This window comes from Aquirufa regiilacus, assembly GCF_032470275.1.
GTDB classification, from domain to species: Bacteria; Bacteroidota; Bacteroidia; order Cytophagales; family Spirosomataceae; genus Aquirufa; species Aquirufa regiilacus.
Genome location: NZ_JAVNWW010000001.1, coordinates 133,050 through 148,317, shown reverse-complemented (window position 1 = coordinate 148,317; position 15,268 = coordinate 133,050). Strand labels below are relative to the sequence as shown.

General features: G+C 42.2%; 9 protein-coding genes. 6 read left to right on the top strand and 3 right to left on the bottom strand.

Annotation, left to right across the window (positions count from 1 at the left end):
- The first annotated feature begins 79 nt into the window (after nucleotides 1–79).
- Complete coding sequence (locus tag PQG45_RS00650; RefSeq protein ID WP_315576169.1) at nucleotides 80–658, top strand: HupE/UreJ family protein; 579 nt, start codon at nucleotides 80–82, stop codon at nucleotides 656–658.
- Nucleotides 659–704: 46 nt separating this feature from the next.
- Here PQG45_RS00650 and PQG45_RS00645 read toward each other — a convergent pair whose 3' ends face one another.
- Together PQG45_RS00645 and PQG45_RS00640 are read right to left on the bottom strand one after the other, a co-directional pair.
- A complete protein-coding gene (locus PQG45_RS00645; RefSeq protein WP_315576171.1) occupies nucleotides 705–1,685 on the bottom strand; it encodes a ribonucleoside-diphosphate reductase small subunit in 981 nt (326 codons plus the stop codon).
- Nucleotides 1,686–1,776: 91 nt separating this feature from the next.
- Complete coding sequence (locus PQG45_RS00640) at nucleotides 1,777–2,349, bottom strand: hypothetical protein (RefSeq protein WP_316070076.1); 573 nt, start codon at nucleotides 2,347–2,349, stop codon at nucleotides 1,777–1,779.
- Nucleotides 2,350–2,468: 119 nt separating this feature from the next.
- On the opposite strand from PQG45_RS00640, the gene uvrA reads away from it, so the two are divergent.
- The 3 genes from uvrA to PQG45_RS00625 all read left to right on the top strand — a co-directional run bounded on the left by uvrA (nucleotide 2,469) and on the right by PQG45_RS00625 (nucleotide 8,774).
- Nucleotides 2,469–5,294 carry an excinuclease ABC subunit UvrA gene (gene uvrA / locus PQG45_RS00635; protein WP_315576175.1) on the top strand — a complete coding sequence of 942 codons (2,826 nt, stop codon included), beginning with the start codon at nucleotides 2,469–2,471 and terminating at the stop codon, nucleotides 5,292–5,294.
- A gap of 4 nt (nucleotides 5,295–5,298) precedes the next feature.
- On the top strand, nucleotides 5,299–6,774 hold the full coding sequence (locus PQG45_RS00630; protein WP_315576176.1) for an NADH-quinone oxidoreductase subunit N: 1,476 nt from the start codon (nucleotides 5,299–5,301) through the stop codon (nucleotides 6,772–6,774).
- Between the two features lie 83 nt (nucleotides 6,775–6,857).
- Nucleotides 6,858–8,774, top strand: a complete 1,917-nt coding sequence (locus PQG45_RS00625) for an amidophosphoribosyltransferase (RefSeq protein WP_316070075.1) — start codon at nucleotides 6,858–6,860, stop codon at nucleotides 8,772–8,774.
- Here PQG45_RS00625 and PQG45_RS00620 read toward each other — a convergent pair.
- The gene (locus tag PQG45_RS00620; protein WP_316070074.1) at nucleotides 8,771–11,572 is read right to left on the bottom strand and encodes a T9SS type B sorting domain-containing protein; all 2,802 of its coding nucleotides are present in this window, start codon (nucleotides 11,570–11,572) and stop codon (nucleotides 8,771–8,773) included. The genes PQG45_RS00625 and PQG45_RS00620 overlap by 4 nt on opposite strands.
- 86 nt (nucleotides 11,573–11,658) lie before the next feature.
- Between PQG45_RS00620 and PQG45_RS00615 the strand changes: the two genes are divergently transcribed.
- Complete coding sequence (locus PQG45_RS00615; protein ID WP_315576181.1) at nucleotides 11,659–12,714, top strand: PorP/SprF family type IX secretion system membrane protein; 1,056 nt, start codon at nucleotides 11,659–11,661, stop codon at nucleotides 12,712–12,714.
- 52 nt (nucleotides 12,715–12,766) lie between these two features.
- Nucleotides 12,767–15,262, top strand: coding sequence for an SLBB domain-containing protein (locus PQG45_RS00610; protein WP_315576183.1), 2,496 nt, complete (start codon nucleotides 12,767–12,769; stop codon nucleotides 15,260–15,262).
- Nucleotides 15,263–15,268 lie beyond the last annotated feature (6 nt).

The window sequence follows — 15,268 nt, the reverse complement described above, 5'->3', positions numbered from 1 at the left end:
ACCGGCGCGCATTCTACTCATTGACCAACAAAAAATAATCCCGAAAATTTTATACATTTAGGCGATAAAAATTGTCAGTATGACCTATTTCTGGACCTACCTTAGTTTAGGATTTCAACATATATTGAATTGGCAAGCCATGGACCATTTATTGTTCATCTTGGCGATTACCTGCATTTTCACTTGGGCTGATATCAAGCAAATTTTATGGTTGGTTACTGCATTTACCCTAGGCCATTCTGTGACACTCGCATTAGCGACCATCGGTTGGATTTCCGTAAATCCCGAATGGATTGAATTTTTAATTCCCTGTACCATATTGCTATCAGCAATCCAAAATCTAAATTTCAAGGATAACAAAAAACGGTCACCTTCGAAAACGCCCTATTACATCGTCCTTTTTTTCGGACTCATCCATGGATTGGGGTTTTCCAACTACCTACAAAGCCTATTAGGGAAAGAATCCTCACTATTCAGCCCTTTATTAGCATTCAATATTGGGCTTGAACTTGGCCAATTGATTATCGTATCGCTGATTTTGATTGCAACTACAGGCTTGATTAGTTTCACACGCATCAAACGCATTCATTATGTATACGTCATTTCTGGGATTATCATCGGTTTGGCATTACCCATGTTGGTAGAACGCATGCCATAAAAAAAGCCCGACATCGCTGCCGGGCTCTTCGTTAAAACTATATTGACTAGAAATCTTCGTCCATCGAGAATGACATCGAATCCTTATCAGCCATAACGCCTGATTTTTGGTATTCAGCCACACGCTTCTCGAAAAAGTTGGTCTTACCTTGCAAAGAAATCATCTCCATGAAATCGAATGGATTCGTTGCATTGTAGTTCTTTTGGCAACCTAATGAAACCAATAAACGGTCAGCAACAAATTCGATATATTGACACATCAAATCGGAATTCATACCAATCAATGAAACGGGTAAAGCAACCGTTACAAATTCTTTCTCGATTTCAACTGCATTTAAGATAATCTCATAAATACGTTCTTGCGAAATTTTATTTTTAATGTGATCCGCGTACAATAGACAAGCAAAGTCACAGTGTAAACCTTCGTCACGTGAAATCAATTCATTCGAGAATGACAAGCCTGGCATCAAACCACGCTTCTTCAACCAGAAGATAGAGCAGAATGATCCTGAGAAGAAAATACCTTCTACAGCAGCGAATGAAATCAAACGCTCAACGAAGTTATCGCTCTCAATCCACTTCAAAGCCCAATCAGCTTTTTTCTTCACACAATCAATCGTTTCAATCGCACGCAATAAACGATCTTTTTCCTTCGGTTCTTGAATGTAAGTATCAATCAAAAGCGAATAGGTTTCCGAGTGAATATTTTCCATCATGATTTGGAAACCATAGAAACATTTTGCCTCTGCGTATTGAACTTCTTTTAAGAAGTTGTTCGCCAAGTTCTCGTTTACAATCCCATCTGAGGCTGCAAAAAAGGCTAAAACGTGCGAAATAAAATGACGCTCGCCATCATTTAATTTTTTCCAATCCGATAAATCTTGTTGCAAATCAATCTCTTCAGCAGTCCAGAAAGACGCTTGTGATTGTTTGTAAAATCTCCAGATATCATCGTGTTTGATCGGGAATAAAACGAAACGATTTGGGTCCTCAACTAAAAGAGGTTCAGATAAAAGTTCTTTTGACATGTGAATAAAAAATGAATTCGAAATTAAGAATTTCTCGTTGATATTCTTCGAATACTAAGACAATATTTTAGGCTAAATTGTTTTAAAAAAATTAAAAGAAAAATCCGCCAACTTGGACAACCAAGGCAGAGCCATAAGGAGACACTTTTGAGGCAGAATAATTTAAATCGTACATCACATTTAAATTGATTCCGATCTTCGATCCAATCCCGATTCCCACCAATATCGGATTCGAATATTCCGCAAAGGAATTTGATAGGTCACTAAAGTTTTCCACCTGGGCAGTCAAATAACTTTGACCTAGTAACGCTGATAGCGCCGGCACATATTGACGAACAAAAATCCGCTCTCCAAGTAAGTTTGACGCCGCATAGCCCCGAAATGCATAATACTGATACGTCATCCCAAGGCCCACAATCGTGGTATTTGTGGCCATATACCCCACCATCGGTGAAACACCGATACTGGTAGGGTTACCAAAACTTAATCCTGAAATTCCTCCGCCCAAATGCAAACGCTCCCGAAAACTCAAATCGCGTACATCCGGTTCCACATCCAGATCGCCTCGAGCGCCTTCTTCGGCAATGACAACCGGGTCTTGAGCAAGGCAATTAAAACTTATTACACTGAAGAAAATTGCAAAAAATAAGTAAGTCGATTTCATTTTATCAAGTAGTTGAAACAGCTAAAAAAAACTTTCTCCGAACTTAGCTTTGGCAAACCTTTAAGGATTGCCAAAGCTTAAGGGTTGGGTTTATCAAAATTAAAGGATAATTTTGAGATATGAGTTCTCCTGCACCCCAAGATTTCGAAAATTTAGATCCCAAAACACACATCATTATCAAAGGTGCCCGCGTACACAATCTAAAAAATGTGGACGTTGCCATTCCTCGAAATAAACTGGTCGTTGTCACGGGCTTATCCGGTTCAGGAAAATCATCCCTCGCATTTGATACCTTATTTGCTGAAGGCCAACGAATGTACGTCGAAAGTCTAAATTCCTATGCACGCCAATTCCTAGGACGTATGGAAAAACCAGCCGTCGATTACATCCGAGGAGTTGCACCGGCCATTGCGATCGAACAAAAAGTAAATACAAAAAATCCGCGTTCTACAGTCGGTACAACCACTGAAATATACGACTACCTTAAATTGCTCTTTGCTCGCATCGGGAAAACAATTTCCCCCGTTTCTGGCCAAGAGGTAAAAAAGGATTCCGTCTCCACAATTGTGGATTGGATCGTATCCCATGATCAAAAAAAGGTCTTAATTCTTGCACCTTTGCTGCATAACGTCGAAAGATCCTTGCTCGAAGAATGCCAATTGCTCATTCAAAAGGGCTATACCCGACTGAAAATCGAATCCGAAATCTTGGATTTGGAAGAGCTCGTGGAAGATGAAAAAACCTTAAAAAGTCTTTCCAAAAAGCGAAACGATATTGCGATTCTCATCGACCGATTGATCGCAAATGCAGACGAAGAAACCATTTTCCGATTAGGCGATTCCGTTCAAACGGCCTATTTCGAGGGTGACGGTGTTTGTTGGGTCGAAATACAAGACCAAAAACGTAAATGCTTTTCCAATAAATTCGAACTTGACGGCATGGCTTTCGAAGAACCTAGCTTGAATTTATTCTCATTCAATAATCCTTATGGAGCTTGCCGCAACTGCGAAGGTTATGGCAAGGTATTAGGCTTAGACCCGGATTTGGTCATTCCCGACCATGATTTATCGGTCTATGAAGGTGCGATTGCTCCCTGGCGCAGTGAGCGGATGAGCGAATGGCTACATCCCTTATTGCGCAATGGCATTCATTTTGATTTCCCGATTCATCGCCCCTACAAGGATTTGACTGAAAAGGAAAAGCAATTACTTTGGAAAGGAAATAAATATTTTGCCGGACTAACACAGTTTTTCGACCACCTCGAAAAAGAAACCTATAAAATTCAGTACCGTGTATTGTTGTCGCGCTATCGCGGCAAAACGAATTGCCCTGCATGCCAAGGTTCTCGTTTACGGGGTGACGCCGGCTATGTGAAGGTTCAAGGTGCATCCATCATCGACATGGTACTTTGGCCTATTTCAAAGGTTAAGGACTTCTTTGATGAATTAACACTCAATGAAACCGATACGGCCGTTGCCAAAAGAATCTTAATCGAAATCAAAAACCGTTTGGATTACATGAACCGCGTGGGATTAGGGTATTTGACCTTGAACCGCTTGACTTCTACCCTTTCGGGCGGTGAATTCCAACGAATCAAACTTGCAACCTCATTAGGAAGTGCTTTGGTTGGTTCCATGTATATTCTCGATGAACCAAGTATTGGATTGCATCCGCGAGATACCGAACGATTGATTTCGGTCTTGGAAATGCTCAAATCCATGGGCAATACAGTTATCGTTGTAGAACACGAGGAAGACATCATGCGTGCGGCGGATCAGATTATTGATATTGGGCCGGAGGCAGGAAGACATGGAGGCCAACTGAGCTTTCAGGGAAATTTGGCGGAAGCTTTATTGGACACGACGACCGATAGTCACACGTTACGTTTTTTACAGGGTAAAGACACCATTCAAGTTCCGAGTTTCCGAAGAAAAGCGTTGGCGCATATCGAAATCAAAGGTGCCAATGAAAATAATTTAAAAAACATCGACGTCAAGATTCCATTAGGCATCATGACTGCGGTGACAGGTGTTTCCGGTTCAGGAAAATCGACTTTAATTCGTAAAATCCTGTATCCGGCTTTGTTGCGCAATTTGCAATTAGGTACCGAAGAAACCGGTCGATTCAGAGAATTAGGCGGAAGTATCAATAAAATTGCGAGCATTGAAATGGTGGACCAACAGCCCATCGGGAAATCCTCGCGTTCCAATCCGATCACCTACATCAAGGCCTATGATGCGATTCGCGCCTTGTTTTCCGAATTACCGCTAGCGAAAACCCGCGGGTATAAACCGGCGCATTTTTCATTCAATGTGGAAGGTGGACGCTGCGAAACCTGCCAAGGCGAGGGTGAAATTACCATCGAGATGCAATTCATGGCCGACATCAAATTGACTTGCGAGTCTTGTAACGGCCAACGATTCAAACAAGAAATCTTGGACATCAAATTCCAAGACAAACATATTGCCGATATATTGGACATGACGGTAGAGGAAAGCATCCCCTATTTTCAGGAAAAAGCTCCAAAAATCGCGGAGAAAATTGACCCACTCTTTCAGGTAGGTTTAGGTTATATCAAGTTGGGGCAATCATCAAATTCCCTTTCGGGTGGTGAGGCTCAGCGCGTCAAGTTGGCCAGCTTTTTAGGTAAAGGAAACGGAAACAAAGGAAAAACCTTGTTTATTTTCGATGAGCCTACAACTGGTTTACACTTTCACGACATCAAAAAGTTATTGAAGGCCATGCACGATTTGGTGGAGCAGGGCGATACTGTGATCATCATTGAACATAACATGGAAGTTGTTAAATGTGCTGACCACATTATCGATCTAGGTCCAGAAGGTGGCGAAAATGGCGGGCATTTAAGTTTCGAAGGTACACCCGAAGCGATGTGCGCACTAAAAGATAATAATCCAACGGCCCATTACTTAAAACAAAAAATGTAAATCCATGATCACAGAAGGACTCATGCAGGCATTACCAATCAAATTGCAAGGAATCTTGCAGGGGTATCAGTACATCTTACCCGAATTAGTAATTGCCTCTTGGATTCTTGTCAGCATTGTAGGGGATTTGTTTTTAGTGGTTGGTAGCGAAAAAAGCACACATTCTTGGCGTTACCTCATCGCACAGGGAGGACTTATTTTGGCATTACTTCTTGCTTATCAGCGCATGCATCATAGCACCGAAGGTTTCGTTTCCTTCCGTATGCTGTGGGTAAATCCAGGCGCGAATGCCATCAATTGCCTTATTTTGGGTATCGGATTCATCATCATTAGCATCAATCAATACCAACAAAAATCCTTTTCATTCGAAGAGAAAATTGGATTCTTCTCGATTCTCCTTGGGTCTTTACTGACCAGTTTGAGTATTCATTTCCTAAGCATATTTCTGAGCATCGAACTAATGTCCTTAGGGACCTATTTACTGGTAGGTTTGCGCAAAGACAAAGAAGGTGTTCGCGCGGCATTACCCTATGTGCTATTCGGAATGGGGACATCAGCCATGTTATTGTACGGTCTATCATTGATTTATGGGATCACAGGTACCATGCAAATCTTAGATCCTGCCTTTAGCAGAGGCTTAGCCACGGCGGATACTTATTTAGCTGGCATGGCCTTAGCGCTTGTGGGAACCGGTATTTTATTTAAAATGTCATGGGTGCCATTTCATCCATGGAGTCCAGATGTCATGGAAAGTCTACCAGCAAGTTGGATGAGTTGGATCTCCACAGCACCCAAAATCGCTGTGGCATGGTTGGGCATCCGCCTCGTACATTTTGTACCCGTTTCCATGCAAGATGTCATTGCGTTGTTGGCGATATTAACCTTACTCGTTGGAAATTTAGGAGCCCTCAATCAGCTGAATGCCAAACGCCTAGTAGCCTACTCGAGCATTGCGCATGGCGGATTCTTGGCCATGGCCTGGTTGATGCCGGCAGAACAAGGTGTCGACAACCTCTTATTTTATAGTTTGGTTTATAGCATGAGCACGATTTTAGTGTTTTACATCTTGGATGAAGTAGAAACTCCAGGTTATCAGGAGAACGATATGGACCAATGGGCCGGATTTGGACAAACGTATCCCGTTCGTGCATTGACCTTGTTTATTGGCTTTATTGCGCTAATCGGTTTGCCGCCGACGGGAACATTTTTAGCTAAGGTCAACTATTTCAGCCAATTATGGGAAAAGTACCAAATCACCCAAAGCAATTCGATCTTAATCCTCTTGGTTACGGCAATATTAATGACAGCGATTTCCATCTATTATTACCTACGAATTCCCTTTCAAATGTACTTTAAGAAAGGGGATGCAATTCATCCAGCAGACACGCTTAAAAACAACTGGATTTATTGGGTACTGACATGCGGAATTATTGCCTGTATGCTATTCCCTACGCTTATTTACAGCATTTGGAAAGCCTAGATTAAAAAAATAAAAAATAACATTTGTTGCTCATAATATTTAGCTAATTTTGGGCTAATTATTAGCCAAAACCCACACCCCCAATGTCTGAATCCATCAAGCACGAATGCGGAATTGCACTGATCCGATTGCGAAAACCCTTTCAGCACTACTTGGACAAGTACAATACGCCGATGTATGGCTTAAACAAGCTTTACCTCATGATGGAAAAGCAAGTAAACCGGGGGCAAGATGGAGCTGGGGTGGCGAACATCAAGATCAACGTAAAACCGGGAAGCCGCTACATCAGCCGTTACCGTTCAGTCGAGCCGCAAGCCGTTGCGGATATCTTCGGCAAAATCAACAAGAAATTCAGAAAAGCACAAAAACTTGCTAAAGACACGAAACGCGAGACCGGCATAGATGCTGTTCATGATGCGGCGTGGTGGCAAGATAATGTCGCGTTTACGGGTGAGGTTTTATTAGGACACTTACGTTACGGAACGCACGGACAAAATGAAATCGAAAACTGCCACCCGATGCTTCGTCAAAATAACTGGCGTAGTAGAAATTTGGTGATGGCGGGTAATTTCAACATGACCAATGTGGACGATTTATTCGACAAATTGGTTTCCCTAGGTCAGCACCCGAAAGAAAAAGTGGATACGGTGACTGTGATGGAGAAAATTGGTCACTTCTTGGATGAAGAAAACCAACGCCAATTTGGGAAGTTCAAAGACCAATACGAAAATCCGGAGTTGTCGGATGTACTAGCCGCAAATATTGATTTAAAACGCGTTCTTGAACGCTCTTGTAAAGATTTCGATGGTGGATATGCTATGGTTGGAATGACCGGTTACGGCGCTTCCTTTGTGGCACGTGACCCGGCAGGTATTCGCCCGGCCTATTATTACATGGATGAAGAAGTAGTAGTCGTTGCTTCCGAAAAGCAGGCGATTAAAACATCATTCAATTGTGCCTACGATCAAATCCAAGAAATTACACCTGGACACGCCTTGATTATTGCGATGGATGGTTCCGTGGAAGAAGTTCCTTTCATTGACCGCATCGAGCAAAAATCTTGTTCGTTTGAACGCATCTATTTCTCTCGTGGATCGGATCCAGATATTTACCGCGAGCGTAAAAAATTAGGCCGTTTATTGATACCTCAAATTTTAGATGAGGTTAAACAGGACTTAAAACACACCGTTTTCTCTTACATTCCCAATACGGCTGAAAGTGCTTTCCTAGGCATGATTGACGGCTTAGAAGATCATTTGGCCAAAGAGCGGAAGCAAGCGATCATGGAAGGGATTCTGTTTGAAGACCAACTAGAAGAATTACTTACGTTCCGACCGCGGGTGGAGAAATTGATTTCCAAAGACGTGAAGGTTCGTACGTTCATTGCGAGTGATGCGATGCGGGACGATATGGTTTCACATGTGTATGACACGACCTATGAGGTGATTGAGAAAAATGTGGATTCCGTTGTATTGATTGATGATTCAATTGTGCGGGGTACGACGTTGGAAAAGAGTATTTTAAGTTTATTGGATAAATTATCTCCGAAGAAAATTGTTATTGTTTCTTCTGCGCCACAAATCCGTTATCCGGATTGCTATGGGATTGATATGTCCAAAATGAAGGAATTTGTTGCATTCCGTGCGGCATTGGCCTTATTGAAAGAAAGAAACCTAGAGCATATCTTAGATGAGGTAAACTTGAAATGCATGTTGGCCCTTGAAAATGGCACCGCATCACAGGAGAACTTTGTCAAGGCGATATATGCGCCGTTTACAGATCAAGAGATTTCGGATAAAATTGCCGAAATCGTTAAACCTAAAAATCTTCAGGCTGAGCTTTCGATTGTTTACCAAACCGTTGAAAACCTCAATATTGCTTGTCCGAACCACTTAGGCGATTGGTATTTTACAGGAAACTTTCCTACACCAGGTGGAAATCAGGTCGTAAACAAATCATTCGTGAATTTCATGAAAGGCATTGAGGTGCGTGCTTATTAGTAGATCACTAATACGCCACCTCGATCTGTCAGCGTACCGCGTTCAGGATAATCCAAGGATTCATATTGGAGCTGCCAAACGTAGGAATCTTGTGGAACGCGTGTTCCATTGACTTTCCCATCCCAAGCAAATTCAGGTCCTTTGCTGGTGTATAGCAATTCACCCCAGCGGTTGAAAATTTGCAGCCCTAAGATTTTAGCCCGCAGCGGACTTTTGGGCTGAGGAATAAAGAAATCATTCTTGCCATCATTATTGGGCGTGAAGACATTGGGTGTCAATAACGTAGGCTCGCATTTGTCTGAAACGGCAAAGGTGTGATCGATACTGCAATTATCCAGATCTGTGATTCGTACCGTATAGGTACCTGCTAAGGTGACGCGAACTTTGTTTTGCGTACTTATCACGGCAGAACCTAATTTCCATTCGAATTTCAAACTATCAACTTTCCCGTTCAATTGTAAATTGTAAGGCTTAGGCTCATCCATGCAAATGGAATAGGCTGTCTTGGGAATAAAATGAGGATTGTCCAGAAAATTCACTTCTGTGCTTAACTTAACAGAACAACCTGTCGCATAATCAGACAACATCAACGAAACTTTTCCGCCAGGAGCTGGAATTTGAACGGATGGTGTTCGTGCGCCTGTACTCCATTGATATTGCAAATTAGAACTAATAGGTAGTTGAGTCGGAACGACAAGCGCATCCGTTTTACAGATTCGATTATAGACAGGCGTCAATTGAGTTGGTTTTAACACAACAATATCAAATTCCTGTGCATCCAAAGGAAAGTTCTTGATACAGCTATTGCTAATTGCCGCGGTGATAACATATTTCCCAGAAACGGGAAAATCAAATTTTAATGTGGCACCTGTAAAACTGTAAATCAACTTGGTTGAATCCAAGGGCACCATGAGCCCAATTTTATTCGGGAACGGACTCAATACCGTTTGATAAATTCTCCAATCTATCCGGTCGTTGTTTAAGGGATCGCATAACTTCTGATCGATCGTAAATTCAAAGGAAGTCCCTTTGCATTTGGGTTTTGAAATACTCGGCGGGCTACTCGGATCCTGTGGACTCGGAATGGAAGGCGGCAGACCAAGACGACTTGTCACACCGGGCGTAGAAAAGGTCACAGCATTACGAACAAAACTTGCTTTAACAATCGTAGTATCCGTTGCATTCAATAGGCCATTGGGGTTTGTAATTTTTGCCAATGTGTTACTCCCATCAATTGCAACAAATATGACGGTATTGAATACGGGGTCAACCTGCAATGCGCCTATTTTTTCGAAACTCGAATAGAGTTCCTCTTTTGATTTGGCCACGGTGACTGAATCTTTGGAGGACAAGTCGAATTGTAAAATTGTTGAAGGAACACTTACACCATCACCTTTTAAACTTACATACAACACATCTTTATTGGGTGAATACTCTAATCCATAAACCGTTGGGGGACTTGGACCTAGATCAATGCTCATCTGATAGGTTGGCTTTCCTGTCGATGGGTCAAAATCGAATAAATCAACTTTATTTCGAGGTGGGCCAGGAACGGCAACAGCCATTTTTGTCCAATCAACCGAAATTTTCGTCGTTGACCCATTGCCCGTTGTGCTTGTCATTTGTGTTCCCCCTACGCTCGTTTGTGGTGCAGAAATACCAACATTTGAAATTTTATACGTCCGCGTCGTATTCGAATTCATATCCTGTACCACGAGCCAATAAAAGCCTTGACCACCTTCAGAGGCTAATAATCGGGAAGTGGCTGGAACCGGACTGACCAATTGATTGAGCACAGAAATACCCCCTTTCCCTTTATTCAACTTCATGTCGACGATACTGTAATACAGCAAGTTTTCGCCTTTCGTGTTTTTGGACAAGGTGAAAACATAGTATTCCGCTTGACAGCCTTTACATGATGTTTTAGGAATAACCGTTACCCCTTGTGCATTTGACAAATCGCCATTCAGTCGCTTGGTCGTATCACCCACAGCATAAATGGGATTATTATTTCGATCAAAGATTTTTTGTCCATCCGTATAAAAAATCAAACTATTGGTGGGGTCAGTCATTTTCGCCACACCCTCCGGAACGACCAAACCGCCCGTGGTGTCCTTAGGAAAATCCGCAGATCCAATAAAAAGGACACCTGCGCCATTCCCAAAATACCAAGCATCCACATACTTATTAATGTTTGCATTGGGATCACGGTCCCCACAAATTTTAACCTGCATTTTAGCTTCGACAGTACAACCTGAAGTGGGTTCAGTCACCTGCACAGCATAACAACCCGAAGAATCCGCAACGATTTCATCGGTCGTTTCTCCTTTCGGAAACCAGGCAATTTGGATGGGGTAATTAGGTTTCCCGACTTTGCCAAAGGCCTTCAATGTAACCTTTTGCCCTTTACAGATTGTTATTGTCGAATCTTTTTCATCTTTACCCAGGTAAATAAATGGCAGACGACCGATTTGAACAACCTGTGTATACTTTGTTGTTGTGGTACCCGTTTGAACAGTCAAAGTAACGGTCTTCGCTCCTGGACTGCAATACTGATGAATCCCTGTATGATCCGTTGACGTATTTGATGGTGACCCACTATCCCCAAAATCCCATAAATACTTCGAATTACTAGGCAGGTTTTCCGAAAACTCAAAAACGGTAGCCATGTCACTTGAAGCCGACGAGCTACAATCCGCACATGGAGTCAAACAATTATTTCGGTATATGATACGTTGCCCCCAGGTGAAAAAATTCACCCCCATTAATAAGCAAAAAAGGAAAATGCTCCGAAGCATAGGTTTTGGGTCAGCTTGTACAAATTAACGCATTTTATTGGTTTTTGTAAAGCGAAGACCTAAATTGCGGGGCTATAATGAGCGGTATGAAAAAAAGCCTAGCCATTTTCGTGTTTCGCCTAATCTGTGTTTGCATCCCATTCTTGGGTCGAGCACAAGATCCGCAATTATCGCAATTCTACTCAGCACCCCTTTTGATATCTCCCGCTTTTGCCGGCATCAATAGTACATCAAAAGTCAATTTCAACTATCGGAACCAATGGCCTAATTTGGAGGCCAACTACCAGTTCACCTCCTTTTCAGCAGATTTAAGCATTGGCAGCATCAACAGCGGCGTGGGAATTATTGCCACGACAGATAAGCAATTTGCCAACCTCAAAACAACCAGTTTAGGGCTTCAATATGCCTATCACATTGATTTGAGTCCAGACCAAACTCTTTCCATGGGTATGCAAGGGACCTATGTGAACCGGGGTTTAGACATGAGTAATTTGATTACAGGAGATCAAATCAACAATTTATTAATAGGTGGAAGTTTAGGAGCGAGTAATGACCCATTACTGTCCAGCATGAATAACCAACGCGCCTACGTTGACTTGAGTGCAGGCGGATTATTAAACACCCGTAACTACTGGATCGGCTTTTCAGCGCATCACTTAAATCAACCTAATAAATCCCTTATTTCCTCTACAGAGGACCTGTTAGCCACTAAATTTAGTGTGCAAGTGGGAACCAAAATCATCCTACAAGAGAATTTCTACGAAGCGGATTCTTATGAGGATCGAAATAACGAGAAAAGTATCAGTCCCGTTGTCCATTATAAGCAACAAGGGGATTTCAAACAATTGGATATGGGTGCTTATGTAACCTTGTCACCGATGGTCTTTGGTCTTTGGTATCGCGGAATTCCAATAGTAAAATCCAAGATTGGCACACCTAATCGGGAGTCAATTGTCGCATTAGTGGGCTATAAACAAGATAATTTCTCCATTGGATATTCCTACGACATAACGATGTCTGCCCTAGGCCCGGCGGCTGGTGGAGCCCATGAATTGTCGCTAGCCTATTTGTTCGATTTCGACTTCTCCTTGAAAAAACCCTTCGTCAAATGGAAGCGAAACCTTTCTTGTCCAAAGTTTTAAATTTGAAAGGATAGCCATAAAATTTTTACCTTTACTGAAATATTAAAAGCACATGATGCAGTTTAAAATAAACCTTACTCCTTACCTCACACGATTTGCCTGCATACTCTGTTTGCTCCTTTCGCATGCAGGCATGGCACAGTTCAACATGGGTATCAAACGAAATGTTGACGACCTTTCTGATTCAGAGGTAAAGCTATTTATGGATAAGGCACAGGCAAGCGGCATGTCGGAAAGCGATATCGAAAAAGCAGCCTTGACACAAGGATACACCTCAGCAGACGTTGCTAAAATGCGTGAAAGAATGGCCACCATTCAAACACCAGCGACGGAGGCAAGCATTAAGGCAAACAATCAAGAAGTGAATAAGAGCGTAGAAAGCAGGGCTAACAAAACCTTTGTCATTAATAATCCTGCGCGCGTTAATCAACCTATTCTACATGAAAGTCCGTTAAATTTAGATGAACGAAAATTACTTGCTAGGCCACTCGACATCTACAATGATAGCCTAGTCAACCAATACAACAGCCTACAAAAACGGGTAGCGAGTTCACTTGACAAGAAAATTTTCGGAGCTAGTCTATTTCAAAATGATAAGCTAACTTTTGAGCCCGATATGCGTATTGCTACGCCCAAAAGCTATCAATTAGGTCCAGATGACGCATTGGACATTCATATCTTTGGAGATGTGCTTGATAATTTCAAAGTTACTGTGAGCCCAGAAGGGACCGTAAAAATCCTTAATTTAAGTCCTATTTATGTCAACGGATTGTCGATTGATGCTGCAGGAGAAAGAATCATTAGTCGCTTGCGTCAATTGTACCAGGGCTTGAATAAACCTGGAAGCGGATCATCTGCCCAAGTAACACTAGCAGGCGTTCGAAGCATCAAGGTTATTTTGACAGGCGAAGTAAATTTCCCGGGTTCGTACACCGTATCCTCTTTAGCAACTGTATTCAACGCCTTGTATTTGGCGGGTGGTCCGAACCGAAATGGTTCATTCCGAAACATTCGGGTTATTCGGGGGAACAAAGTCATTCGTACCTTGGATTTATATGACTTTTTATTGCGCGCTGATCAAAAAGACAATATTCATTTAAATGACCAGGACATCATTCGAGTAGGTGATTACGAAAATCGTGTGGAGCTTTCCGGCGAAGTAAAACGTCCCTATATCTATGAAATGGTCAAAGGCGAAAACTTCAAAGACCTCTTGCGTTATGCAGGTGGCTTCACCGAAAAAGCATATACGTACACCATCAATGTACGCCGAAATACGTCAAGAGAAATCAAATTACTCAACATCAGTCAAGATGAGGTGGAGACTTTCTTACCCAATAATGGGGATGTTTATACGATAGGAACAATTATTGAACGTTATGAAAACCGCGTCGAGGTACAAGGTGCCGTTTTCAGACCAGGTCATTATGCAATTGAAGCAGGATTGAATACGGTCAAGGATCTCATCAAGAAATCAGAAGGTTTGCGGGAAGACGCCTTTTTGAATCGCGCTACATTAACGCGCCGGAAAGAGAATTATGACCCAGAAGTTTTATCCCTTGATTTAGGTAAAATCTTACGAGGCGAGGCAAGCGATATTAGCCTGCAACGGGAAGATGTTTTGCAAGTATATTCGATCAATATGCTCCGAGAAAAACGCTCTGTCAATATCGTCGGGGAGGTAAATGCACCCGGAGAATTCGAATACAAAGAAGGCATGAAGGTCGCCGATTTAATTTTACAGGCCAAAGGCTTGAAAGAATCAGCAAGTTATGCGAACCTAGAATTAGCCAGACGCATCATAACACACGGAACTTCGGATCCCCAAGCCGCGAAAATCGAAATCATTAGCTTCGCCATCGATGGTAGCCTAAAAATCGCAAACGATGGTAATCAAATCGCCCTGCAGCCCTTTGACATTATATCCATTCGTCGGGCGCCGAACTACGAAGAACAACGCTCTGTTAAAATTCAAGGGATGGTTAATTTTCCCGGATCATATGCGATTGAAAATAACCAACAACGCATTTCTGATTTAATTAAGCGTGCAGGCGGCTTACGCACGGAAGGATACCTAGAAGGAGGTAAATTAATTCGGGGTACGATGACGGTAGGAGTAAATTTAAAAGAGGTGTTAAATAACCCTGCCTCTCAAGAAAACTTACAATTAATGGCGGGAGATGAATTAACAATCCCGCGATTACTTCAAACGGTAAAACTCACAGGAGCTGTTCAAAATCCGTTAGCAGTCAGTTACAAAGAAGACTTTACCTTAAAGGAATACATTGCTGAAGCAGGCGGATACACGGTTAATGCAAACCGTAAAAAAATGTACGTAACCTATGCGAATGGCGTTTCGAATCAAATTCGAAAGTTCCTTATCTTCAAGAAGAACCCAAGAATTGAACCCGGTTCAGAAATCGTCATTCCAACCTATCCGGAAAATCGCAAAAAAGGATTATCGGCTGCTGAGGCCATCGGACTAACATCTAGTTTAGTATCTGTGTCCATTGCCATTATCACATTGATTAATAACATCCCGAAGTAAAAAGTC

Excerpts from the sequence above, each read along its gene's own strand:
- PQG45_RS00650 (WP_315576169.1), top strand. The coding sequence starts at position 80 with ATGACCTATTTCTGGACCTACCTTAGTTTAGGATTTCAACATATATTG.
- PQG45_RS00645 (WP_315576171.1), bottom strand. The coding sequence starts at position 1,685 with ATGTCAAAAGAACTTTTATCTGAACCTCTTTTAGTTGAGGACCCAAAT.
- PQG45_RS00640 (WP_316070076.1), bottom strand. The coding sequence starts at position 2,349 with ATGAAATCGACTTACTTATTTTTTGCAATTTTCTTCAGTGTAATAAGT.
- uvrA (WP_315576175.1), top strand. The coding sequence starts at position 2,469 with ATGAGTTCTCCTGCACCCCAAGATTTCGAAAATTTAGATCCCAAAACA.
- PQG45_RS00630 (WP_315576176.1), top strand. The coding sequence starts at position 5,299 with ATGATCACAGAAGGACTCATGCAGGCATTACCAATCAAATTGCAAGGA.
- PQG45_RS00625 (WP_316070075.1), top strand. The coding sequence starts at position 6,858 with ATGTCTGAATCCATCAAGCACGAATGCGGAATTGCACTGATCCGATTG.
- PQG45_RS00620 (WP_316070074.1), bottom strand. The coding sequence starts at position 11,572 with ATGCTTCGGAGCATTTTCCTTTTTTGCTTATTAATGGGGGTGAATTTT.
- PQG45_RS00615 (WP_315576181.1), top strand. The coding sequence starts at position 11,659 with ATGAAAAAAAGCCTAGCCATTTTCGTGTTTCGCCTAATCTGTGTTTGC.
- PQG45_RS00610 (WP_315576183.1), top strand. The coding sequence starts at position 12,767 with ATGATGCAGTTTAAAATAAACCTTACTCCTTACCTCACACGATTTGCC.